Source organism: Ruegeria sp. N11, from assembly GCF_056531525.1.
The window spans coordinates 141355-165672 of record NZ_JBQFLX010000011.1; the positions used below are offsets into that span (position 1 = coordinate 141355).

Sequence of the window (24318 nt, forward strand, 5' to 3'; positions counted from 1 at the left end):
TCTGAACCAATGGTTGTTGTTCTGTTTGGTCTAACCAAGGTACTGCGCTGACAGCTTTGGAAACGGTCAATTTGGGCCTCGCGGTCTGCCTGAATGGATCCGAAGTGCAGTAGCGATCCAAATAGGTTCGCTACTGCACTTGCCGGTGTGAGTGGATTAGTTACCGGCTTTGAAGTCAGTCCAGGTACGGGTCTGCAAACGCTCGACCTTGGGAGGAAGAACCGCAGTTGTGTACATCTTGGCAACCTGATCAGACGTCGGGAATGCGGCCGGGCTGGATGTGACGGCTTCGTCAACCATTGGCTTGGCTGACAGGTTGGCAGTCGCATACCAGGTGAAGTTACTGTCATTGGCCGCAACTTCAGGGCGCATCATGTAGTTCAAGAAAAGATGCGCGTCTTCCTTGTTGGCTGCGTCTTCCGGGATCAGCCAACCATCAATCCACAACTGCGCGGTGCGTTCGCCTTCAGGCAGGAAGAAGTCCAGCACAACCCCAGTGTCGGCTTCGGCTGCCCCGGACATCGCAAGAAGGCCATCCGGTCCCCAAGTGGTTGAGACGCAGAACTCTTTTTGAGGCATTCTTTGGTACGCGTAGTTGTCGAAGGTTTTGATGTACGGGCGGACTGCGGCCAGCATTTCTCCGACCTTTTCGTAGTCTTCCGCGTTCGTGGAATTCGGATCCAACCCCATGTGCGCCAAAGCCATCGGTATGATGTCGCCCGGAGAATCCAGGAAAGAAACACCGCACTTTGACAGCTCTTTCATGTGCACGGGATCGAACACCATGTCCATCGAACCGATGGGCGCGTCCGGATACGTCTCTTTCACCAATTCTTCGTTATAAGTGACCCCGTGCGTTCCCCACATATACGGAATGAAATGCTTGTTGCCCGGGTCCCACTCACTGGCCAGTTGCTCCATAATAGCCGGATCAATGTGCTGAACGTTGTCCAGCTTCGATAAATCAAGCTCTGCGACAATACCGGCCTTAATCAGCCGCGCCGTATCACTGCCTGCATGGCTGACCACATCATAGCCGCTGTTTCCTGCCAGCAGCTTGGCATCGATTGCTTCAGCCGAGTCGTACGGATCGTAAATTACCTTGATGCCGTACTCTTTCTCGAAGTTCTCGATCGTGTCTTCAGCGATGTATTCCCCCCAGTTTGTGACTTTCAAAACGCGCTCTTGCGCAAGTACCGACCCCGAAATTGCAGTGGCCGTTACTGCGAGAACGGTAACCCCGGCGACTTTCCTGATTGAGTTCATAATTTCGCTTCCTCTCCCTGAGCGGTGGCTGCAGCAATTTTGCTTACTTTGTCTGCTGAACACTGTTTTTATGAGCCCCCCTTTTGACAGGTTTGCTCATCTTGCACCCCATTCCCCTCCAATCATCATGAATTTATCTGACTGGCCATTCAAAACGGTAGTCTGATGAAATCGCCGCTGTCAAGCAAAGCTGATCCAATTTTGATCAAAAGCCGACAAGTCGCTTAATTGACAGAAAACTTTCTAACTTTCCGCGCGCGCATCAACCTCAATTGGGTCGCAGGGAACCATTTGGGATCTACTTTTGAATGACTATTCAGTCAGAAATGATTGACGAGCAGCCCAAATTGGGCAAAATCTACAATCAATCGAACGATGGCTGATCCAACTGAAATCCAAGATCGTAGGCTGGGATTGGCCGAACCGACCAAAACACTGACTGATCAAGTCAAAACTGCGCGGATTGAACAGATGCATGACGAACCCCGGAACATCGAAGTTCCAGCCAATTGGGACAGACGTGGACTGCCGGGCTGGTGCTATCACAGCACCGCTCTTCTGGACCTTGAAAAGAGCAATCTGTTCAAAACCCATTGGCAAATAGCATGTCATGTTTCGGACGTTCCGGAATCCGGCAGCTTTCTTTGTTTCGACATGTGCGGCGAGCGTGCGCTGATCGTACGAGACAACAACTCGGACATTCGAGCGTTTCTCAATGTTTGCCGTCATCGCGGATCACGGCTCGTGCCCAAAGATCAAGGAAAGTGTGAAAACGCCTTGGTTTGCCCGTTTCATGGCTGGGTTTACAATCTTGATGGAACGCTGCGTGGTGCCGCCCGGCCAGAGTCCTTTCCGAACCTGGACAAGCATAAGTTTGGCCTGAAAGAACTTGAAATGGAAATCTGGCACGGTCTTGTGTTTATCCGCTTCAAACCGGGCCCCCAGCCATCAGTGGCGGAACTTCTGGCCCCGATTGAACAGGAAATCTCAGCCTACAAAATGGCCGAACATGTTCCGACAGACGGGATTTGGACGGAGGAGACGCCGGTCAACTGGAAATCAATCAGAGACGTGGACAACGAAGGATACCACGTTCCGCTTGCGCACCCTGCCCTGCAGGATTTGTACGGTTCAACCTATTCCGACGAACCTTATGTCGATGGTGTCTCACGTTCTGATGCAAGTTTCACACCGACGAAAGGGCGTAGATGGGCTGTTCGCAACTACAAGAAGTTCACAAAGCCCCAACCCCACCTGCCCGAACACTTGCACAAAACCTGGCTCTACTATGGCATTTTCCCTAACGCGGTGATTGCTGTCACTCCCGAAACAATGTTGTTTTATCAGGAGTTTCCAGTCACGACGAAAAAGTCCGTACTGCGGAGCGCAACATATCGAAACCCGCACGAAGATCGCCAACAAAGGGCAGCCCGGTATCTCGCCGCCCGGATTGATCGCGAAACCGTGGAGGAAGATATTCAACTGACGATCTGGTCGAACGAATCCATGGCTTCGGAATCGTTCGAGGGTTTCTACCTTTCGGACCTCGAATATGGTGTCCGGTCACATCACGACCACCTCCGCAAAATACTGCCCGTCTACAATTCAGAAACCGCGCCACGTGAAGATGAAGTTGTGTCGCTCAATACCGCCATGTCGGCTGCGCCCAAGACGTGAACAAGGGCGCGTTCTATGTCGGAAGCAGAACTTCAAAAGCAACTTCTTGTGACGGAAGTCGGAATCCAAGGCTCCGGCGCCACAAGGTATGCGGCCGCAATGTATTTTTATCAGAACGGCAGAATGTCTACCGAGATGCTGGAAATTTACCGGAGGTGCAGCAAGTTTGACGCCGAAGACCCGCTTGATCTGGCCCGTTACGAGGGGGTTTCAGTACCAGAAATGCTTGGCGTTTTAGATGGATGCACTGAGGCATGATAACGCCTGCGATTAAGATCTCACCTCAGAAAGATTCTGATGATTGGTGGGCGTCGCAACGGCGAGCACTCGAAGTGCAATCTTTGAAATCACCATTCAAGCCACTCAATGCACCGGAGGAAACAGAGTGAACGCGTTTGACTATGACGTCGTCGTTGTGGGCGCTGGCGCAGCGGGAATCGCGGCGACCCGGGCCCTTATGTCGGCAGGTCTGTCAGTTATCTGTGTCGAGGCATCGAACCGCGTCGGAGGGCGCACCCACACGGATACGGAAATCTTTGGCGTCCCTTTCGACGTAGGGGCGCATTGGATGCACGCCGAACATGCCAACGCTCTGAAGGCGCCGGGTCTTGCGCTTGGCCTTGACCTTTACGAGGCCCCGGATAACGCAATGACATACGGCCTGAAAAATGATGCCGTTCTTTGGAACGAAGTAGAAGACATCCACAAAGACATAGCTGAAGCGGCGCGCCTCGATGCAGAAATTGAAACAAGTACCGGAGTTCCAACCGACCGGTCTTTGGCTGACATCTGGGAAGACAAGGGACCTTGGTCATTTACGGCAGCCATGACATTTGCGCTGTCGCTTGCCAGGGATTTGCCGGACACTTCCCTGCGAGACATCATTGCCTGGGAGGGGGGCGACGACTGGTTTTGCCGGGAAGGTTTCGGGCACCTCATCGCGTGCACGGCGCAGGGTCTTCCGATCAAACTGTCCAGTCCGGTCACAGAAATCGAAGCCCTTAGTGACGGTGTGCAGGTAACCATGGCGACTGGCAAAACCAAAGCGCGCACCGTCGTCGTAACAGTATCCGTCGGGGTGCTGGCCGAAGACGTCATCCGTTTTGATCCCCCCCTTGAATCCGACCGGCGCGCGGCGCTCGAACTCATTACAATGGGAGACTACAATCACGCAGGCCTTCTTTTTCACCCCGGTGCATTACCCGTGCAACCCGACACATGGCTGACCTACCACTTAGAACCCGACGCGTCCGGAGTGGCCCGCGGTGGCGGCTTTCTTTGCAACATCTCAAGCACCGGCCTCACCAGCTTTGAAAGTTCCGGAAGCCTTTCCATAGATTTGCAGAACGCAGGACCTGAAAGCGCCATCGAACATGCACTTGAAACGCTGGTTGGCTTCTTCGGCTCGGCCATCAGAGAAAAATTCATAAAGGGACACGCAACCGCCTGGCGACATGAACCATACGTGCTTGGGTCTTACGCAGGATCCCAGCCGGGGGGCTATGGCCAACGTGCCGTTTTGCGACAACCCCATGCGGAATGGGTTCACTTTGCTGGCGAAGCGACACATCCCAACCAACAATGCTCTGTCAGTGGCGCCCACCTGGAAGGTTTGCGAGCGGCGGAAGATGTGGTGGCTCAGTTGCTTTGACAAACCGGGAACCATTCCGGCCCAGCAAGCGCAATAGTTATGCCTGCCAAACATCCCACCGCTGGGAACAGTTTCTGGAAAGCGCCAAACGGCACGTCGCTGAGGGCTTCACTTTTCCTCCGGCCCCAACAGCGCGTCGATGAACCGCGAAAACAACTCTCCCTGAGACCGGATTCTAAGCTTGGAGTATATGTTCCGGCGGTGAATACGAACCGTTCCCGGAGAAATACCCAGTATTCGGCCAACGGCGTCAGCGGAATGGCCTTTGAGAGTAAACTCGACAACCTCCTTTTCGCGAGGCGTAAGCAGGCCTTCGTCAAACTTTTCAAATGCCTCGTCCACGTTCAGCACCCGCCCCCGACGCCGCGTATTTGCCGGTTTCTGCCCAAACTCTCCGGCCAATCCGTTCCAGTGATGCCTGCAGGTTTCACTGACCACAGGCCAGGCCTTTCCCAGTTCCCGGAAGTCCTTGGCGCTAAATGCCTTTTCTGCCCGCATCAACGAAACACAAACGGTTGCCTCGTCAGGCAGGTCAACAACATAGCAAATCTCTTCGGCCAAACCGGTCTGAACATAGTAATTTCGAAAGTACTCACCCTGATAAAACCGATCTGGTGCCAGATCACGTAACCGGTACAGACCTGGATCAATGGAGTTTGCGCTGGCCAGGTAAAACGGATCCAGAAGATATGGACCCTCCTGATAATCCTCAACCATGATCTTCCGCTTCGATTTTGGGAAATCGTCAAACAGGTCGATCGGGCGCGCTGATCCGAGATACCCAAATATGACAGTATAGTCGAACCCACTGATTTCCTGCAGAGATTTCGAAAGCGTCTGGGAGAAATCGTCTGTTCCGACAGCAGCTATGACTGCGCCTGCTTCGGTCAACCAATCTGTCACGACCGCCTCCTACTCAAATTTGAATACCACATTCGTGATATATACAAGAATCGACAAACTTTTTACCGTTTACCTGAAACAAGTGGTATTTCAAAAATGAGGATATGTCCCGAAAAAATGCCAAACGGTGAATATACCCAACAATCGGACAGATCGACAGGAAGCACAATCGCCGAGCTTCGCGGCGTGTCCAAAAGGTTTGGGGACGTGTTGGCGGCCAATGATCTAAACCTGAAAATCGCAGAAGGAGAGTTTCTGTCGTTTCTAGGTCCGTCCGGGTGCGGCAAGACAACGGCGCTTAGAATGCTGGCAGGTTTTGAGAGCCCGTCGGAAGGCGATGTTTTGCTGGACGGAGAGGTGGTGAACTCGCTTGATGCCCATCTGCGTCCGGTCAACATGGTGTTTCAGCATTACGCACTGTTCCCGCACCTGACCGTTGCACAGAATATTGGATACGGTCTGAAACAGCGGCGCCCGAAGCTGCCCAAAGCGACGATCGCGCAAAAGGTCAGCAAGGCATTGGAAATTGTTCGGCTCGAAGGGTACGAAGCGCGCCGAATTTGGGAGATGTCCGGTGGACAGCAACAACGCGTAGCACTTGCCCGGGCAATCGTGAACGAACCCAAGCTGCTGCTGCTTGATGAACCGCTGGCCGCGCTGGACAGGAAATTGCGCAAAGAAATGCAGATCGAACTGCAAAACATCCAGCGCCGTCTGGGCATTACCTTTGTCCTAGTAACCCACGATCAGGAAGAAGCGCTGTCGATGAGTGACAGGATCTGCATCATGCGCGACGGCCGGATCGAACAGGTTGGCAGCCCACAGGACCTGTATGACCGGCCAGCAAACCGATATGTGGCTGGTTTTGTTGGCACGACCAACATTTTCAACGGTTCGATCACTGAAACAAGTAACCAAAATGCCGATGTGCAGCTAGTTACCGGGCAAACCGTCACGGGACAGAACCCGTTCAATCTGAATGTGGGAGAAGCCGTCGGCCTGAGCGTTCGGCCCGAACAAATCCATCTCAGCAGGACATCAAAGGCGGAAACCGACCTTGCGGTCACAATCCTCAATCGCATCTTTCTGGGGGAACATACAGAATACCTGGTCAGGCATGACACACTGGGAGAGTTCCTGGTGTTGTCGCCACGCCAGTCAGAATTGAACGAGGGATCGTTCAAAGTGGATGAGCCGCTCTTTGCGTCCTGGAACGCCAGCGGAGCGCTCATCCTTTCCGGAGACTAACCTAACGGATCCAGCCAACAGGGGAAAACTCATGACAAAAACACCGGATCACATCTCTAAGCAGAAATTCATGGAAGAGCTGTACCGCTACAAGCGCGGTTCGGTCACACGCCGGCACTTTCTCGGTGTGACGGGTCTGGGGGCGGCGACGGCTGTGCTTGGCTCGGCCATGCCGGGTCTTCGGCCAGGTCCCGCATGGGCATCCGGCGATATTGGGGATCGCGTGGTTCTCGCCACCTGGCCGAACTACCACGACACCGCCAATTTCGACGCCTTTGCCGAAGCGACCGGTGCCAATGTTCAGGTCAACGTCTTTGGGTCGAACGAAGAGATGTTGGCCAAGCTTCAGGCCGGGGCAACCGGCTGGGACGTGTACGTCCCGACCAACTACACCATCACCACCTATGTCAGTGAAGACCTGATCGAACCGCTTGATACATCGCGGCTGCCGAACTACGACGCGTCCGCCTATGACCCGCGTTATGCCGAGGCCGGCTCGGTCGATGGCAAGCTCTACGCCGTGCCCAAAAACTGGGGCTCTACCGGTTTTGTCGCCAATACCAGCCAACTCAACGGTGCGCCCACGCCGTCGAGCTGGAAAGAATTCTTTGATTTGACGATGGGAGATCTGTCTGGCGGTACAATCGTACATGACTATCAGCTAACAACGATCGGGAACGCGCTGAAGTACTTTGGCTATTCCTTCAACTCGGTCGACAAGAAGGAACTGGCCGACGCCGAGAAACTGCTCATTGACGCAAAGCCGCACCTGTTTGCAATTTCATCAGACATTCAGCCGTCCATGCGCAGCGGAGACGCAACACTGGCGATGGCCTGGTCTGGTGACGGCAAACAGCTGAACACCGACATGCCCGAGATCATGTACATCCTCGGCAAGGAAGGCGGCGAGTTGTGGAGCGATTACTACGCCATTCCGAAAGGGGCACCCCACATGGATGCAGCCTATGCGCTGATCAACTACCTGCTGGATCCCGCCGTGAACGTCAAAGAGGTGCTGGCGCACGGCTACCCGACAGCAGATGCGAAATCGATCGCGATGTTGCCGGAGGAGTTGCAGAACGACCCGATCCTGTATCCGGCGCAGGAACTTCTGGACGCGCTTGAATTCGGTGCGGCGGTAACGCTGACCGACCCGAACCGCGCTGAACTTATGGCGCGGTTCAAATCTGCCTAAAGTCCGCAAACCGGAGATAAGAACGACATGAATGCGAGAACGCGCAATTGGCTCTTGCTGGCCCCGGCCGGGACCTGGTTCCTGGTGATGCTTGTGCTGCCGTTGACGGTCGTTCTTATCTTCAGCTTTGGGGAACGCGGCCCGGCTGGCGGCTATGTGCCGGCTTTCACGCTGGAACAATACGCCAACCTTCCGGCACGTTGGACGGCGTTCAAAAACACGATGGTGCTGGCCCCGGTCGGCACCATTGCCGCCTTGTTCATAGCCTATCCGCTGGCGTATTTTCTGGCCGTCAGGGCTGATCCTAAATGGAAAACCATCCTGCTGGTTCTGGTGATCGTTCCGTTCTGGACCTCGATCCTGATCCGCAGCTATGCGTGGATATTCCTGCTGGGCGGTCGCGGAATTCCAGAACTGATCGACTTTATCGGGTTCGCAAAGCCACGTCTTATCAATACACCTTTCGCGGTCCTGATTGGCATCATCTATGGCTACCTTCCGCTGATGGTGTTTCCGATCTTCGTCAGCCTTGATCGGTTGGACAAACGTCTGCTCGAAGCCTCTTCAGACCTTGGTGCCACACCTGTGCGAACCTTCCTGCAAGTGACTTTGCCCTTGTCGGTGCCCGGCGTGGCCACGGGCTGTCTGCTCGTGTTTATCCTCCTGATGGGGGAATTCCTGATCCCGGCGCTGCTGGGCGGAGGCAAAGTGTTCTTTGTTGGCAACGCGCTGGTCGATCTGTTCTTGCAATCGCGCAACTGGGCTTATGGGTCGGCGGTGGCGGCAACGCTGGTGTTCATCATGTTGATCTCGGTCACGATCTACATGCGCCTGATCTCGCGACTGGGAACCCAGCGCGAAGACGTATCGTTGATGTAGGGGGATAAGATGCGACTGTATGCTCTGTGCGTTTATTTGTTTCTCTATATCCCGATCGGGGTCATAGCGCTGTTCAGTTTTAATGCCGGACGCCATGCCAGCCAGCTGCAGGGTTTGTCCACACAATGGTACGGCAAGGCGCTGAACAACCCGTTCGTTATGGATGCGTTGGAAACCAGCCTTATCGTGGCACTTGTATCGGCCACTCTGGCCTCTTTGTTCGGAACAATGGCGGCTGTGGGTCTGCAGGGTATCCGCGGGCCGATGCGCACGGCCTTCGACGGTTTGATCTACGTGGCCATCATGATCCCCGGCATCGTCATCGGAATTGCGACCCTGATCGCACTTGTCACTGTGTTCAACTTCGTGAACCCGGGTATTGCAGCGCTCTGGCCGGAAGGGGCTGAACCCCCAAAGCTCAACATGGGTATGGGCTCTCTCATTGCAGCGCACACCATGTTCACGATGGCACTGGTCGTGATCATTGTTCGCGCAAGACTTTCCGGCATGGACGCCACCCTGACCGAGGCGTCGTCGGACCTCTATGCGACGCCATTTGGCACGTTTAGACAGGTCACTTTGCCATTGATCTTTCCTGCGATACTGGCCGGATTCCTTCTGAGTTTTACCTTCAGCTTTGACGACTTCATCATCGCATTCTTTGTCGCAGGGTCCGAGACAACGCTTCCAATTTACGTTTTTTCGTCAATCCGCCGCGGTGTCACGCCAGAGATCAACGCCATAGGCACAATGGTTCTGGCCGCGTCATTGGTCCTATTGATCACAGCCCAGGTCCTTCTGCGGAGGGGAGACAAGAAGAAATGACAGCCGCTAAGCTCATGAAGACACGTTCTGAAAAAATCTCTCTCGACGGTCGCATTGCCTTTGTGAGCGGGGCAGGATCAGGCATCGGAAGGGCCAGTGCCATTTCGATGGCTGAGTGTGGAGCGCACGTTGTCGTAACCGATCTTGTCGGTGAACTGGCCGAAGCGACCGCCCAAAAAATCATGGAAAATGGCGGCAGTGCCGACAGCATTGCGCTGGACATGACGGATGACAGCGCTGTTGTTGGCGCACTCCGGACGACAATCGAAAAACTAGGCCGACTGGACATACTGCATTCGCACGCAGGTATTCAGGTCGAGGGCACGTTGGAACAGGTCAGCCCCGAAGGCATGGATGAAAGCTGGAGGTTAAACGTAAGGGCGCATTTCATTGCGGCACGGGCGGTGGTCGGGCAGATGCGTACTCAGGGCGGCGGCAGCGTCATCATCACTTCTTCCAATTCTGGGGTTCAGTACGACCGCGAAATGATTGCCTATGCGACCACGAAGCACGCAGTTGTGGCGATGGTGCGCCAGATGGCTGCGGACTATGCCAAGGACAATATCAGGTTCAATGCGCTGTGCCCCGGTTGGGTCGACACACCATTTAACGCTGGCTTTGAAACCCAGATGGGCGGGCGGGCGGCTCTGGAAAGCTATATCGCGAACAGCATTCCCATGGGGCGTTGGGCGCAGGCCGATGAAATCGCCGATGCCGTCGTGTTTTTGGCCTCTGACATGTCCACCTTCATGACGGGCCACGCGTTGGTGATCGACGGGGGTGAGTGTATCTGACAAAAGGGAGGGATTGATGGTTCACCGGTCAAGACTGGAAGGAAAGACGGCTGTCATCACCGGCGGAGCAACAGGGATGGGGCGTGCAACGGCCCTGTTGTTCGCGCAAGAAGGCGCAACTGTTTCGATCTTCGATATCAACGATGACGAGGGTCGGAAAACAGTTCAGATGATCCGTGATCAGGGCGGCAAAGCTAAGTTCTTTCACTGCGACGTCACCAGCGCCCGTGATATCGACAACGCATTTGATGCCTGCGTCGCAGAGTTCGGGGCATACGATGTGCTGTTCAATCATGCAGGCTCGATCATCGTGAAATCCCTGCATGAGACATCGGAAGAAGAATATGATTGGCTGATGGACCTGAACGTGAAATCTGCTTTTCTTGTTTGCAGACGCGCGGTGAAGGAGATGGCCGAGAACGGCGGTGGTTCGATCGTTATCACCTCGTCGATCGCTGCCGAGTTGGGGTACGCGTTGGAGTCCGTCTACTGCATGTCCAAAGCCGCCGTCCTGCAGCTGTCCCGCACGATCTCGACCGAGTATCGGGACGCCGGAATACGCTGCAACGCGATCTGTCCCGGATTTGTTGAAACAGCGCATGGGCTAAAGGAAATTTCTGAACTGGACGCCGCAGGCCAGGAATGGGAGGACAGCGGCATGGCCGCGACGCAAGGGCGCATTTGCTACCCTGAAGAAGTGGCCAGAACCGTGGTTTTCCTCGCCTCGGATGATGCGAGTTTCGTCAATGGAACAGCCACCTATGTCGACAACGGCTGGCACGCGAAGGGTTGAAGACTGGAGAGCGGGTGGAAACTGATTTCCGAAGGCTTGGCATTCCCCGAAGGACGGCCGACCCGCTCGCGTCTGGCCGACTAACTCCACCTTTCGTTGGAATTTCGACTTTCGGGAAATCTCCATACGTCGAAAACCGGAACACTATTGTTGCCGATGTTTGCCTGCTCGGCGCGCATCCCAAAAAGGGTGGAGCAAAAGCTCCACCCCCTTGATCATCAGGCACCGATAATGTTGTGACCCGGTCCGTATGGGAAACCGGTGATGTTTTCGGCCCCGTCTTCACCCACCACCAGAATATCGTGTTCCCGGTAACCGCCCGCACCGGGCTGGCCTTCGGGAATCCACAGCATCGGCTCGATCGATACGACCATGCCGGGTTCCAGCACAGTGTCGATGTCCTCACGCAATTCGAGACCGGCCTCACGACCATAGTAATGGCTCAGAACGCCGAATGAGTGGCCATAGCCGAAGGAGCGATACTGAAGCAGGCCTTCGTCGGCAAAGAACCGGTTGATCTCGGCAGTGATGCCAGAACAGGTGGCACCCGGCTTGATCAGGCTGAGGCCAAGTTCGTGCGCTGCCACGTTTGCCTTCCAAAGGCGCAGGCTGTCGGCATCCGGCTCGCCCAGAAACAGGGTCCGTTCCAGTGCGGTATAATAGCCCGAGATCATCGGGAAGGTGTTCAGGGACAGGATATCGCCCTTTTGCAGCGCGCGTTTTGTCACCGGGTTATGTGCGCCATCGGTGTTCAGACCGGACTGGAACCAAACCCAGGTGTCGCGGTATTCGGCATCCGGATAGGCACGCGCGATTTCCTCTTCCATCGCGTCTCGACCCGCCATTGCCACTTCGATCTCGGTTACGCCTTCGCGGATGGCCGCGTGAATGGCTGCACCGCCAACATCCGCAGTGCGCGCGCCGCCCTTGATCAGCTCAATTTCCTCTGCGGATTTGACCATACGTGCCGCCATCGTATCGGGCGCGACATCGACCAACTCGGGGGCACCCAGTATGCGCAGGGCAGTTTCACGCGCCGCAATGGTCATGTGGTCGCTTTCGATCCCGACCCGCTTGGCGTTTCCGATCAGACTTGCAACGGCACGCCAGTAGTTGTCGCGCTTCCAGTCGGTGTAGATCACGTTGTCTTCAACCGACCGGCGCCACGGTTGCCCCGCATCGATATTGGCGGACACGGTGGTGCAGTTGTCTTGGGTCACAACGCAGCCATACGGGCGACCGAAGGAACAATACAGAAAGCCCGAGTAGTAGGCGATGTTCTGCATCGACGTCAGCAGCACGACGGGGATATCCCGCTTGGCCATGATCGCGCGCAGCTTGCCAAGACGGCGGTCATACTCGGCCTTGCTGAACGGCAACGGGGCCTTGTCACCATTGTGGCAAGTGAAGAACTCGGGGCGGTTTGAAATGTCAGTCATCTTTGGTCTCTCATCCTTGCCGGGTGTGCAATCCCCGGCCACATGTCCCGGCGTTCAGGACAGGCGGTCTCGGGGTCCGAGAGCCGATCACCTCCTTAGACGCCGCGACGCCATCGCGGCGGAGATGAACAGGTGAATCGATAGATCAGACTGTTTGCTACGTCAAGCGGGCGAAAGACCCCGCAACCGTTCGGAACGGCGCCGCAACAGTTCGACCGTGGTCAACAGGGCAATCGACAAGACCACCAGGATTGTCGCAACCGCCAGAATGGTCGGGCTGATCTGCTCACGCAGGCCGGTGAACATCTGCCACGGCAAGGTCTTCTGGCTGGCGGAACCGACAAACAGCACCACGACCACTTCGTCGAATGACGTGATGAAGGCAAACAGACCACCCGAGATGACGCCGGGCAGGATCAGCGGCATCTGGATCTTGAAGAAGGTCCGCACCGGCCCCGCGCCCATATTGGCCGCAGCCCGTGTCAGAGACCGGTCAAAACCGACCAGAGTCGCCGTCACGGTGATGATCACAAAGGGAATACCCAGCACGGCGTGGGCCAAAATCACTTTCAGATAGCCCACGAAGTTCTTGTTCATGCCCAGCGTGCCTTCAAGGAACCGTCCGATATCGCTGTAGAAAAAGAACATGCCCGTCGCCGAGATGATCAGCGGGACAATCATCGGCGAAATCAGAATTCCCATGATCGCGCGGCGCCCGGGAACGTGGGACTGGCTAAGACCAATGGCGGCCAGAGTTCCCAGCGACACCGAAATAACTGTCGCAATCGGCGCAATAATGAGCGAGTTCTTGAAGCTGCGCTGCCATTCGTTGTTGGTGAAGAAGTCCCGATAGTGCTTGAGCGAATAGCCTTCCGGGTCCAGCCGCAGCATCTCGGGCGTAAAGGTGAAGAAGTCCTGCGCGTTGAACGACAGCGGCAGCACCACAAGAATCGGCGTGATCAGGAAGACGAAGATCGCACCACAGATCACGCGAAACAAATAGTGATAAAACACCTGTTGCGCTGTCAGGTACGGCAACAGCTTGCGCCGATAGCGCCCCTCATACAGCCAGTAGATAAACCAGACGAAAAACCAGCCGCCGAGTAAACCCAACACGCCGCCCATCAGGCCGGCCACCAAAAACCCTATGACGCCGAATCCGACGATGTTGATCCACCGTGCGAGTTTTTCATTCTTAACAAGATTTATGTAGACCCAGGCCAGCCCCGTAATCAGGACAGCTCCGCCCAGAATTCCAAGAAAAACCGAGCCATTTCCTGCGCCGACAAAGATGCCGGCAAAAGCCCCTGCCAGTGCGACACTGGGCAGAACCATGGACATGGGTTTGCGGGATATCGGTGTCAGTGCAGCCATCTTGATTATCCCAACTTCACGTTATCGATGCCCACGATCTTGTCGTAGACCCAGTAGAGCAGCAGCACGACCCCCAGAAGGATCGTACCCAAGGCCGCGGCAAGCCCCCAGTTCAATGAGGATGAGATGTGATAGGCGATCCGGTTCGAAATAAAGACGCCTTTGGTTCCGCCCACGATCTCGGGCGTGATGTAGTAACCGATCGCCAGAATGAACACGAGGATCGACCCGGCGCCGATCCCCGGAATGGATTGCGGGAAGTAGATACGCCAGAAAGTGGTCCAGTTCGTCGCACCCATGGATTTGGCCGCGCGTGTGTAAGTGGCCGGAATGGTTTGCATCACTGAATACATTGGCAGGATCATGAACGGCAGCAGGATATGCGTCATCGCGACGATCGTACCAATCTGGTTGTTGATGATGATCAGTCGAGAGTCGTCCGCTACCAGCCCCAACCAAACAAGCGTATCGTTTATGACCCCCTGTTGTTGCAACATGACTTTCCAGGCAGATGTCCGAACCAGAAGGGATGTCCAGAATGGCAGCAGCACCAGGATCATCAACAGGTTCGACACCCGCATCGGAAGCGTCGCCAACAGATAGCTGACAGGGTACGCAAGCAAGATACAGGCACCTGTTATGACGAGCGACATGAACAACGTGCGTCCGAAAAGCTTGATGAGGATCTGCTTGTCTTCGGGTTGGGCCTGCGCCCCTTCCGGCGTTCTGCGCATATCGACGGCATTCAGGAAGTACCCGTTGGTGATCGTCGGTGAATGGGTTTTCATCACCCGCCAGGTTTGCGGATCCCCCCAGCCATCGTGGATCTCGATCAACTTCTCCTTGAACGGCCCGTCCGTTTCAGGATCCAGCTTTTTGATCTGACGCCCGGATTTGCGGAACATCGAGGACATACCTGTCTCTTCATAGTTCAAACGCGTGCCGAGCTTTGTGTGCTCTTTGTTGTCAATCGCAACAATCATGTCGCGCACGAATGCGTCATACACATCCTCGCCCGGCAACTCTCCTGATTGTTCGTCCCAGTTGTTCAGGGCCTCAACGGTCAATGGAAGAGTGTCGGACACGATGCTGTTTTCCACTGACCGGAACAGCATCGACGCAATGGGAACAAGGAATGAAAACAGGACAAACAGAAGAAGAGGCGCAACCAACATCAACGCCCTGAGCTTTTGCCGTCGTAGCGAACGCGCCAGCGACTGCTTAAGCGGTGTTCCATCAGCGGCCAGCATGGGGCCCGCGTTTTGGGTTGCGTCAGTCATTGTTGTCCCTTGGCTTTTTCTGGGTCAGGGGCGGTGAAACCCGCCCCTGACAGTGTCACCAATTCAACGGCTGCTTATTGCGCCAGCCACGCCTGGAATTTGGCGTCGATATCGTCGCGGTAGTCAGCCCAGAACTCGTAGTTGTAAAGGAACGTGTTCTTGGCGTTCTCCGGATCAGTCGGCATGTGCGGTGCCATGTCGATACCCAGATCGGCGTGCTGACCAACCAGCGGAGCCGACGAAGCGCGTGCCGGGCCGTACGAGATGTACTTGGCCTGATCCGCCAGACGCTGCGTATCGGTCGCGAACATGATGTAGTCCAGCGCGCGCTGCTGACGCTCTTCGCTCAGGCCGGCCGGGATGATCCATCCGTCAAGATCGAACACCTGCGCGTCCCAAAGCATGGCGACGGGCTGCTTCTGCTCTTCGATCACGCTGAACAAACGGCCGTTATAGGTCGAACCCATGACAACTTCGCCATCGGCCAGCAGCTGCGGAGTGTCCGCACCGGCGGACCACCAGACAACGCTGTCTTTGATAGTGTCCAGCTTGGCCAACGCTTGATCCTGACCCTCGGCAGTGGCCAAAACGTCATAGACGTCATCCTTGGCCACGCCATCACAAAGCAGCGCCCATTCCATATTGTTGATCGGGCGTTTTTCCAGCGAACGCTTGCCGGGATAGGTTTCCAGATCGAACACGGCGCAGATGTCGGTCGGTGGCGTATCGCCTACCAGATCGGTGCGGTAACCGAAGGTGGTGGAGTAGACGATCTGCGGGATAAAGCAGTCGCTGACCAGCAGGTCGCCGAAATCCTCGGAGGCCGGTGTGCCATCGGGGGCCGGAGCGAGTTGGGTGTCAAAGTCGATTTCAAGCGCAAGCCCTTCATCGCACAGACGAATTGCATCCGCAGCGACCACGTCAACCACATCCCAGGTGATGTTGCCCGCTTCGTTCATCGCACGCAGCTTGGCCACAGCTTCGTTCGAGCTGTCATCGTTCAGGATGGTCACCCCGGTCTTCTCGGAATAGGGCTCGTGATAGGCCTTCAGCTGCGACTTGGAATAGGCCCCGCCCCAGGAAACGATGGTCATTTCCTGTGCGAAGGCACCGCCAGCAACCACCCCGAGTGCCGCTGCTGTCAACAATGTTTTGGTTGTTTTCATGTATAACTCCCAGTTCTTCCCGTTTATGTGTGTGGTCGGCTGATGCACGGGTATTCACCAGCCAGTCCCTCAGTGAGGTCGCGCTTGTTCCGCGCGACTTGGTCTATGCGTCGAGCGCACGACAATCCTGAGCCAGCCAACCAATCTCGATCTCCTGCCCCGGGGACAGGCGGATTGCGTCTGGTGCGTTCCGGGTTTTGACGATGAAGTCATCGTTCCCTGCGACGGACATCCGGAACCGGAAAACGTCGCCCATATAAATGAACTCTTCGACGGTTGCCTTCAGCGTATGCGCATCCGCGTGCAGGCGATTCTTGTTGAATTCTACCCGCTCAGGCCGGATCGACACCTTGGTCCGTTCACCCGGTTTGTGAACATTGATCGGAACCGCGTCGATTTCAGAGCCATCATCCAGTTGGACAACACATGTGCCACCACCAATCGATTTAACGACACCTTCCAAGGTGTTGTTTTCCCCGATGAATTGCGCAACAAAGCTGTTTTCCGGTTCTTCGTATAGCTGATCAGGCGGCGCAAGCTGCTGAATGCGGCCATCGTCAAACACGGCAACACGATCGGACATGGTCAGGGCCTCGGTCTGGTCGTGGGTAACGTAGACCGTGGTGATTCCCAGTTCATGCGCAAGGCGCGTGATTTCGAACTGCATATGCTCACGCAGCTGTTTGTCCAATGCGCCCAGGGGTTCGTCCATCAAAACCAGTTCGGGTTCGAAAACCAGGGCGCGCGCCAACGCGATCCGCTGTTGTTGGCCACCGGACAACTGAGCCGGACGTCGACCTCCAAAATGGCCCATCTGGACCATGTCCAAAGCGCGCTGAACCTTTTCCTCACGCTCGGACTTGCCCAGTTTGCGGACCTCCAACGGGAACGAAAGATTTTCGGCCACTGTCATGTGCGGAAACAGAGCATAGTTCTGGAAAACCATACCGATTCCGCGCTTGTGCGGTGGAATATTGTTGATGGGCTTGCCATCAAGCAGGATTTCACCGTGGGTGGCGGTTTCAAACCCTGCGAGCATCATAAGACATGTCGTCTTACCCGAACCTGACGGCCCGAGCATTGTCAGAAACTCACCCTTGGGCATCGCAAGATTTAGATCTTTAACGACGAGGTTCTCGCCATCATAAGACTTCTGAACGCGTTGGAATTCGACAAACGCGGCGTCGTTCATTGTACCGGTCACAAGACCCCCTGTTTCGTCAAATGATTATCCGAGAGTTTCGGATTTCATTGATCTGTAAGCAGCAGTTAAGACCATGCAGTAGGCACTTGGCAACAATATATAGCGCATTTCCGCATTTTGAATTTAACTTTACCGCTCAGCGAACACCGTTGAGGCGACGCATATGCCATGCAAGGCTTTGATTACTCGAAAGAACCGGCTTGCCGATCCGCTCACGAATCTCGGGGATAGCTTCAAGGGTGCGAAGGTTCGTGCAGCTAAGGAAGACGGCTTCAACCGACGGATCAGATCCCAGTTCAGTTGCGGCTTCAACCACGGATTGGACCGAAATCCGCGCAACCTTTGCCTCTTCGGCCTGCCCGAAGGTTCCAAATACATCCATGGTTATTCCGTTTTCCGAGAAAGCGTTTCGCAGCGGTGCGTTGACCTCCTCGATGTAAGGAGAAAGCAGCGCGAATTTCGAAACACCCAGGTCCGCAGCGCAGGCCGTGGCGGCACGCAATGGATTTGTCACTTCGTCTGTATTGCACGCCTGCTTTACAAGCTCTGCCACACGCTCTGATCCAATGACCGAACTGGCCGACGTGCAGCCATATCCAACCACCCGAAAAGGTCGCGCGCCTGGCAACAACCTCGCCGCCGCCGGCAGGGCTTTCTCCATTTCCGCGAGGCTTTCGGTTGTTACCTCGATTCCACTGGGTATTCGCGTTATGTAAAGCGGGTTCTTCCGGTCTGAGAAATACGCACTGAATTCCGGCTCAATCGTTTCGTCGACTTGCAGAACAATCAACCCAAGCGGCGAAGCCTGCGGGTCGTCTTCGTCAAGTGTGTAGGGAACGTGGGTCATAGTTCGATCATCTCCGGCCCGATGCGCGGGCTGATAAACTGCGGGGCGTCGGCTGTTACAACGATGTTTTCTTCGTGAACCAAAATTTTGTCACCAACCGCAATACCCGGCTCCAACGTCAGCACCATACCAGGTTCAAGAACGGTTTGGTCCATCGGGATAAGAGACGGCCATTCGGTCAGCGACATCCCCAACCCGTGCCCCAGTCGCCCTGCATCCGTGCCTTCAGAGTCCTTGGTCAGCACCGTATTCATGGCATGAAACAAGTCCGCCGCGGTCGCACCGGGTCGCGCGATTTCGAACGCGGCGTCCGACGCTTCAATCAACCTGGCGTAGGCAGATTTCACGTCCGGACTTGCAGGGCCCACAGACCAGTTGCGGTCGAAGTCGCTGAAATACCCGTCCCAGACCAGGCCGGTGTCAAGCATCAGTACATCGCCAATCGCCAAAGGCGACGAAGAGGCAGGCGAAATCACGTCGGAGTAACCGCCCTGCTCTGCCCCACCAGCGAGATACGGCACCCAGTCGGCACCTTCCTCCAGACAGAGTATCTGGAAACGACGAAAAACCTCATCCAAAGGCACGCCGACCCGGGCAATCTCGGGAACTCGAGCGAATGCCCGACCGGCTATGCCGCATGCGGTTTCGATTTTGGTGATCTCTGCCTCGGATTTGACCGTGCGCAGTTGGCGTAAAATACCGTGGTCTCCTGTGACACGGCGCGAGCCAAGACTGATACGCAGACGTTCAATATCCGACATGGGCATACGCGCGTGGGTCTCGTGACCATCGGGCATTCCGATACGACCGTCGGCTGGCGTCAACTCCATCAGGGTATCGGCCAGAAGCGAAATGCCGTCGTCCTGCAGGTCGGGTGAACTCCACGTTCGGATATCATCAATCCAGGTCTGCCCCATCAGCGAAGCACCGATTGAGGGGATAACGGCGACAGGTTTACCGGCTGCAGGCAAGATCAGGAACCAGGGGCGGGTCGGGCTTTCCCAGAACCTGGTCAGGTATCCGGTAAAGTACCGCACGTCAGTTTCCGTGGTAAGCAACAGCGCGGACAATCCTGCGTCATCCATCAACGCCTGCGCGCGTTTGGTACGATTCGCGAATTCTGTTGGCTCGAACCCCCTCATTCGGCGACCTCAGTGCTGGCGCCCCACATGCAGGCCGAAACGTTGGAACGATACGGCACAGTTGGCGCAGTTCTTCGGTCTAATCGGTGTGGATTGATATCGGTCTTCATGCCCCCCCCAATTTTGGTTCGTTGACGTGAGCCGATCAGTAGGGTTCTGTCAACCAAAGTCTGTTGCTAACTGGAGACGCCTATGACCCATTCCGATCCAGCCTTCAGTCAGGCCGAGTATGATCGCCGTCTTGCCAAGACCCGAGAGGCGATGGTTGCAAAGGGAATAGACTGCCTGTTTGTCGAAGACCCATCGAACATCGGGTGGCTCACCGGGTACGAGGGTTGGTCTTTTTACGTTCACCAGGGCGCCCTGATCTTTCTTGACGCGGACCCGATCTGGTGGGGACGCCGTCAGGACACAAACGGCGCGCTACGCACAGTGTGGATGGCGGACGATCGGGTTTTCGGATACGCGGATCATTTCGTGCAGTCGACCACACGGCATCCGATGCAGGATTTGGCGCAACTGATTGTCAGATGCGGGCATGGCGCTAGCCGAATTGGGGTGGAACTGGACAACTACTACTACTCGGCCAAAGCCCATATTGCGCTGACGTCTGAATTGCCTGAGGCAACAGTGATTGATGCAACGGCTTTGGTAAACTGGCAACGAGCCGTGAAATCCGACGAAGAAATCACCCTGATGCGCAAGGCGGCCCGAATATCGGAGTTTGTTACTGACGGCGTCCTTGAACGCGTTGAACCCGGGTTGCGAAAGAATGAACTGGTCGCGCAGATATACCATGATGCGATAACGGGCGTAGGTGATGATTGGGGGGACTACGCCGCCATCGTGCCACTTCTGCCGTCAGGGTCCGACGCCGCCGCGCCGCATCTGACTTGGAATGGTGATGTTTTCAAGTCGGGTGAATGCACGTTCTTTGAGCTTTCAGGGTGCTATCGCCGCTATCACGCGCCTTTCTGTCGATCGGTATTTCTGGGTCAGCCACCTGATCACCTCAAAAGAGCCGAGGAAGCTTTGGTTGAAGGGCTGGAAGCGGGTCTGGAGGCCGCAAGGCCCGGCAATCGTGCAAGTGATATCGCCAAGGCGCTGGCCGCACCGCTCGAACGCGCCGGGATCGAACGCGGTGCTCGCTGCGGCTATCCCATCGGCCTCAGCTATCCTCCGGATTGGGGTGAACGCACGATTTCGCTGCGGGACGAAGACAATACGATCCTCGAAGCTGGCATGACGTTTCATTTTATGCCGGGACTTTGGATGGATGATTGGGGTCTTGCGATTACCGAGTCGATCCTGATCAGGGAAAGCGGGCCTGCAGAGTGTTTGTGCCAACGACCACGAAAAATGTTCGTGAAACCCTGAAAACGGCACGGGCTATTAAGTGTCGATGCCTGATCAATCGCAAATCTGTTCAAGCAACCAGTCATGAAACAACACGGCTGCGGGATTGGAGGTATCGGCGGAAAGGTAATACCCTTCGTTGCATTCGACAGAGCAGCTATGCGCACGTTCGACCAGACCGGACGCAATCGCGTGTTTCGCCAGCAATTCGCTGACCAGAGCGACCCCGCTGCCATGAACGGCCAGTTGAAGCGCCATGCCGAATGTATCGACAAAAACGGATGGCTGACGCCGCACGTCCTGCTTTTCGAACCATGTATTCCAACCGCTTGACGTACCGACTGCCTCAATCAGGGGAAGGTCAAACGGGTCTCCGGCAAGTGTCGGCGCCTTGAACGCGACCAGGCCGTCCGGCCTTAAGCGCTCGGACCCCTGCCCCACTTGTTTTTCTGACCCAAACCGGACCTGAACGTCAGCCTGGGACGCGTGAAAATCGTCAGGCCAGATTGCACTTAACAGCCGCACGCTAATTTCGGGATGGCGCTTGGCGAAGTCCGAAAGATGCGGGGCGATGACCCATTGTGCAATGCTGACAGATGTCGCCACCGTCAAAACATCGCCTGGTGCGCTGGCATCGGCCCTTCCGGCGGCAGCGGCCAGGACTTCAAGCGCGCTGCCAACTTCGGGCAACAGTTTTCGCCCGGCATCTGTCAGGGCCAGACTGCGCGGATGCCGGACAAAAAGTGCGGTCCCCAATCGCATCTCAAGAGATTTTACCTGCTGACTAACTGCCGATTGCGTCAGCCCGATTTCTTCCGCCGCCGCCGTAAAGCTCAGGGTGCGAGCCGCAGCCTCAAAGGATCGGAACCAGGTCAGAGGCGGAAGTGATTTTCCCATTGGTCAAGCTGGCCATTAGTCTTTTTAATGTGAAAGCACATAATTCAATCATTTGTCAAAATCCACGGCCATTTCTAACTTCTGCCAGCGCGACAGGAGGGTTAAGATGCAGCCAGAGATACGCAAGATTGTAACCTACGACGAGGAGGTTCTTGTCGAAGGGTTTCGCCCCGTGGAAGCCCCGTGGCGCATGTTTGCCGTGGCCGCAATAGTCACCAATCCATGGGCCGGTCGGTACGTCGAAGACCTTAAACCTGAAATTCAGGCCTATGGCCCCGTTCTTGGCAAGATGATGACAGACCGCATGATTGCATTGGCCGGGAGTGGTGACGCAATCGAAGCTTATGGCAAGGCAGCCGTCGTCGGGCTGAATGGCGAGGTCGAGCATGCTTCGGGCCTTATTCATACTCTGCGGTTCGGCAATCATTACCGGCAGGCGGTTGCCGCTAAATCCTATCTGGCGTTTACAAACACACGTGGCCCGGCGAATGCGCCGATCATGGTGCCATTGATGGACAAGAACGATGCCGGTCGGCGTTCTCACTACCTGACCATTCAATTCTCGATCCCGGACGCGCCGCGCGACGACGAGATTGTCGTTGTACTGGGCGCGGCAACCTCGGGCAGACCGCATCACCGCATCGGCGACCGCTATCAGGACCTTAAGGACTTGGGCCATGACGTGGACAACCCGGCCGCGGTCTGAGGTCGGCGGGCTGGCCGCAATTCAAGCTGGCTCAGGACCGGACGTTCTGTTGCTGCATGGCGTTGGCCTGCGGGCTGAAGCCTGGGGCGCTCAGTTGGACGCATTGGCCTCAGCGAACCGCCTGACCGCTCCGGATATGCCCGGTCACGGAGAAAGCCCGCTTGGTGATTCAGGCGGCGAGCTGTCGGACTACATCAATGCGGCATTGAATGTTCTGGGTTGTCTGAAAGGGCCGGTCGTTTTAGTGGGCCACTCGATGGGCGCCATGATCGCGCTGGAACTTGCCGCCAAAGCACCGGATCAGGTCCGTGGTGTCGTGGCTTTGAACGCCATTTTTGAACGCAGTGCAAAAGCAGCGCAGGCGGTACAGGATCGGGCCTCGGAACTGGACGGCGAATCACGTGCCGATCCGACGGGCACGTTGCGCCGGTGGTTCGGCGATGCCGCCTCACCTGAACGCGATGCCTGTCGTGAGTGGCTGATGGCCATGGATCCAGCAGCCTACAAGTTGGCCTATACGGTTTTTGCCCAAAGCCAAAGTCCGCGGCGCGACGAGTTGGAGAATCTCGCTTGCCCCGCGCTTTTTCTGACCGGCAGTCTGGAGCCGAACTCCACCCCCGAAATGTCCCGCAACATGGCAGATGCCACTCCGAACGGGCGGGCGCAGGTCATTGACGGGGCGGCACATATGATGCCGATGACACATGCAATTCAGGTCAACGCCGCCATTTTCAGCTTTCTGAGCGAGGTGCAACCATGACCAAACTCGACCCCCGTGACCTCCGGCGCGCTTTTGGCAGCTTCATGACCGGCGTGACAGTCGTTACCACACGAAATGCCTCTGGCGCTGCCGTGGGCTTCACGGCAAATTCCTTCACATCGGTTTCGCTTGACCCGCCGCTAATCTTGGTCTGCCCCGGCAAAAGCCTGTCTTCATACAACGAGTTCTCAGCCTGCGACCATTTTGCAGTGAACATTCTGGCCGAGGGGCAAGAAGAAGTGTCCAACACATTCGCCGGCTTCAAAGGTGATCGATTTGCCAAAGCTGGCCACACCCTCGACACGCGCGGCATTCCACTGATTGACGGCGCGGTCGCGACGTTCTCCTGCCGGACCCATCAGGTGGTCGAGGCAGGCGACCATTGCGTTTTGATCGGGCAGGTCGAGGCGTATTCCAACAACGAAACCCCAGCGCTTGGCTTTGCGAACGGACGGTATTTCAGTCTCGGCCTGGAACGCGGTGCGCTTGAACCCACAGGGCAAAAGGTCGTCTGCGGCGCAATCATCGAACATCAAGGGCATGTGTTGCTGGAGAAAACCGATGCTGGTTTCAGACCGCCCCAGGTCACGCTTTCAGACCGGAGCCAATTGCGAGACGGCCTTCGGCAAGACCTGCACAATCGTGGAATAGACGCGCGTCTGGGCGTTGCCTACTCGGTCTATGACGATGCCACGACGCACCATGTCTACATACTTGCCAATGCGGCGGAACTTCCGCGGCACGGCAATCTCGAGGCGGTCGCAATCAAGGATTTGGCGACCCTTTCTTTCGCGACGCCTCCAATCGCCACCATGATGTCTCGTTATGCACTGGAAAGCCGAACCCGCGACTTCTCGCTTTATCTGGGCAGCGCGCAACAGGGCGACACGCACAGCCTCTCGGAAAGGACCTGAAT

The 24318-nt window shown here is 56.0% G+C and carries 23 protein-coding genes; 13 read left to right on the top strand and 10 right to left on the bottom strand.

Translation table 11 applies throughout. The features are described 5' to 3' along the window. Nucleotides 1–156: 156 nt before the first annotated feature. A complete protein-coding gene (locus tag ACR0J8_RS13520; protein ID WP_170680759.1) occupies nucleotides 157–1266 on the bottom strand; it encodes an extracellular solute-binding protein in 1110 nt (369 codons plus the stop codon). A gap of 375 nt (nucleotides 1267–1641) precedes the next feature. Here ACR0J8_RS13520 and ACR0J8_RS13525 point away from each other — a divergent pair, with 375 nt between their 5' ends. The 3 genes from ACR0J8_RS13525 to ACR0J8_RS13535 all read left to right on the top strand — a co-directional run bounded on the left by ACR0J8_RS13525 (nucleotide 1642) and on the right by ACR0J8_RS13535 (nucleotide 4594). Further along, nucleotides 1642–2943, top strand: coding sequence for an aromatic ring-hydroxylating oxygenase subunit alpha (locus ACR0J8_RS13525; RefSeq protein ID WP_480525322.1), 1302 nt, complete (start codon nucleotides 1642–1644; stop codon nucleotides 2941–2943). A gap of 15 nt (nucleotides 2944–2958) precedes the next feature. Further along, a complete protein-coding gene (locus tag ACR0J8_RS13530; protein WP_480525321.1) occupies nucleotides 2959–3201 on the top strand; it encodes a hypothetical protein in 243 nt (80 codons plus the stop codon). A 127-nt stretch (nucleotides 3202–3328) separates the two neighbouring features. Continuing rightward, nucleotides 3329–4594, top strand: a complete 1266-nt coding sequence (locus ACR0J8_RS13535) for a flavin monoamine oxidase family protein (RefSeq protein WP_480525319.1) — start codon at nucleotides 3329–3331, stop codon at nucleotides 4592–4594. Between the two features lie 108 nt (nucleotides 4595–4702). Here the strand turns inward: ACR0J8_RS13535 and ACR0J8_RS13540 are convergent, their stop codons facing one another. Further along, the gene (locus ACR0J8_RS13540) at nucleotides 4703–5497 is read right to left on the bottom strand and encodes a helix-turn-helix transcriptional regulator (RefSeq protein ID WP_480525317.1); all 795 of its coding nucleotides are present in this window, start codon (nucleotides 5495–5497) and stop codon (nucleotides 4703–4705) included. Between the two features lie 117 nt (nucleotides 5498–5614). On the opposite strand from ACR0J8_RS13540, the gene ACR0J8_RS13545 reads away from it, so the two are divergent. From ACR0J8_RS13545 to ACR0J8_RS13570, 6 genes are read left to right on the top strand one after another with little or no spacing between them, the layout of a single operon-like run. After that, nucleotides 5615–6745: an ABC transporter ATP-binding protein gene (locus ACR0J8_RS13545; protein ID WP_480525316.1), complete on the top strand. Its 1131-nt coding sequence runs from the start codon at nucleotides 5615–5617 to the stop codon at nucleotides 6743–6745. A gap of 31 nt (nucleotides 6746–6776) precedes the next feature. Then, entirely contained in the window at nucleotides 6777–7940 is a 1164-nt protein-coding gene (locus tag ACR0J8_RS13550) for an ABC transporter substrate-binding protein (RefSeq protein ID WP_480525315.1), read from the top strand. A gap of 27 nt (nucleotides 7941–7967) precedes the next feature. After that, on the top strand, nucleotides 7968–8819 hold the full coding sequence (locus ACR0J8_RS13555) for an ABC transporter permease (protein ID WP_480525313.1): 852 nt from the start codon (nucleotides 7968–7970) through the stop codon (nucleotides 8817–8819). A gap of 9 nt (nucleotides 8820–8828) precedes the next feature. Then, on the top strand, nucleotides 8829–9644 hold the full coding sequence (locus ACR0J8_RS13560) for an ABC transporter permease (RefSeq protein ID WP_170614528.1): 816 nt from the start codon (nucleotides 8829–8831) through the stop codon (nucleotides 9642–9644). 35 nt (nucleotides 9645–9679) lie between these two features. Beyond that, on the top strand, nucleotides 9680–10438 hold the full coding sequence (locus tag ACR0J8_RS13565) for an SDR family NAD(P)-dependent oxidoreductase (RefSeq protein ID WP_480525500.1): 759 nt from the start codon (nucleotides 9680–9682) through the stop codon (nucleotides 10436–10438). A 16-nt stretch (nucleotides 10439–10454) separates the two neighbouring features. Next, a complete protein-coding gene (locus ACR0J8_RS13570; protein ID WP_480525310.1) occupies nucleotides 10455–11231 on the top strand; it encodes an SDR family NAD(P)-dependent oxidoreductase in 777 nt (258 codons plus the stop codon). Between the two features lie 218 nt (nucleotides 11232–11449). Here the strand turns inward: ACR0J8_RS13570 and ACR0J8_RS13575 are convergent, their stop codons facing one another. The 7 genes from ACR0J8_RS13575 to ACR0J8_RS13605 form a co-directional block, all read right to left on the bottom strand. After that, nucleotides 11450–12670, bottom strand: coding sequence for an aminopeptidase P family protein (locus ACR0J8_RS13575; protein ID WP_480525308.1), 1221 nt, complete (start codon nucleotides 12668–12670; stop codon nucleotides 11450–11452). 162 nt (nucleotides 12671–12832) lie between these two features. Next, a complete protein-coding gene (locus tag ACR0J8_RS13580; protein WP_170614525.1) occupies nucleotides 12833–14044 on the bottom strand; it encodes an ABC transporter permease in 1212 nt (403 codons plus the stop codon). A 5-nt stretch (nucleotides 14045–14049) separates the two neighbouring features. Next, on the bottom strand, nucleotides 14050–15324 hold the full coding sequence (locus tag ACR0J8_RS13585) for an ABC transporter permease (RefSeq protein ID WP_170614524.1): 1275 nt from the start codon (nucleotides 15322–15324) through the stop codon (nucleotides 14050–14052). 74 nt (nucleotides 15325–15398) lie between these two features. Beyond that, nucleotides 15399–16490: an extracellular solute-binding protein gene (locus ACR0J8_RS13590; RefSeq protein WP_321253967.1), complete on the bottom strand. Its 1092-nt coding sequence runs from the start codon at nucleotides 16488–16490 to the stop codon at nucleotides 15399–15401. A 103-nt stretch (nucleotides 16491–16593) separates the two neighbouring features. Continuing rightward, on the bottom strand, nucleotides 16594–17682 hold the full coding sequence (locus ACR0J8_RS13595) for an ABC transporter ATP-binding protein (RefSeq protein ID WP_170806700.1): 1089 nt from the start codon (nucleotides 17680–17682) through the stop codon (nucleotides 16594–16596). Between the two features lie 148 nt (nucleotides 17683–17830). Further along, nucleotides 17831–18541: a maleate cis-trans isomerase family protein gene (locus tag ACR0J8_RS13600; protein WP_480525306.1), complete on the bottom strand. Its 711-nt coding sequence runs from the start codon at nucleotides 18539–18541 to the stop codon at nucleotides 17831–17833. After that, nucleotides 18538–19683 carry a M24 family metallopeptidase gene (locus tag ACR0J8_RS13605; RefSeq protein WP_480525305.1) on the bottom strand — a complete coding sequence of 382 codons (1146 nt, stop codon included), beginning with the start codon at nucleotides 19681–19683 and terminating at the stop codon, nucleotides 18538–18540. The genes ACR0J8_RS13600 and ACR0J8_RS13605 overlap by 4 nt, the downstream gene beginning before the upstream one ends. Before the next feature lie 192 nt (nucleotides 19684–19875). Here ACR0J8_RS13605 and ACR0J8_RS13610 point away from each other — a divergent pair, with 192 nt between their 5' ends. Then, nucleotides 19876–21060 carry a M24 family metallopeptidase gene (locus ACR0J8_RS13610; protein ID WP_480890681.1) on the top strand — a complete coding sequence of 395 codons (1185 nt, stop codon included), beginning with the start codon at nucleotides 19876–19878 and terminating at the stop codon, nucleotides 21058–21060. A 33-nt stretch (nucleotides 21061–21093) separates the two neighbouring features. Here ACR0J8_RS13610 and ACR0J8_RS13615 read toward each other — a convergent pair whose 3' ends face one another. Then, complete coding sequence (locus ACR0J8_RS13615) at nucleotides 21094–21936, bottom strand: LysR family transcriptional regulator (RefSeq protein ID WP_480525301.1); 843 nt, start codon at nucleotides 21934–21936, stop codon at nucleotides 21094–21096. Nucleotides 21937–22042: 106 nt separating this feature from the next. Here ACR0J8_RS13615 and ACR0J8_RS13620 point away from each other — a divergent pair, with 106 nt between their 5' ends. Genes ACR0J8_RS13620 through ACR0J8_RS13630 form a run of 3 tightly spaced genes read left to right on the top strand, consistent with a single transcriptional unit; the run spans nucleotide 22043 to nucleotide 24316 of the window. Further along, nucleotides 22043–22642, top strand: coding sequence for an amino acid synthesis family protein (locus ACR0J8_RS13620; RefSeq protein WP_480525299.1), 600 nt, complete (start codon nucleotides 22043–22045; stop codon nucleotides 22640–22642). Beyond that, nucleotides 22614–23402, top strand: coding sequence for an alpha/beta fold hydrolase (locus ACR0J8_RS13625; protein ID WP_480525298.1), 789 nt, complete (start codon nucleotides 22614–22616; stop codon nucleotides 23400–23402). Before ACR0J8_RS13620 ends, ACR0J8_RS13625 begins: the two co-directional genes overlap by 29 nt. After that, complete coding sequence (locus tag ACR0J8_RS13630; protein ID WP_480890684.1) at nucleotides 23399–24316, top strand: flavin reductase family protein; 918 nt, start codon at nucleotides 23399–23401, stop codon at nucleotides 24314–24316. Before ACR0J8_RS13625 ends, ACR0J8_RS13630 begins: the two co-directional genes overlap by 4 nt. Nucleotides 24317–24318: the final 2 nt, after the last annotated feature.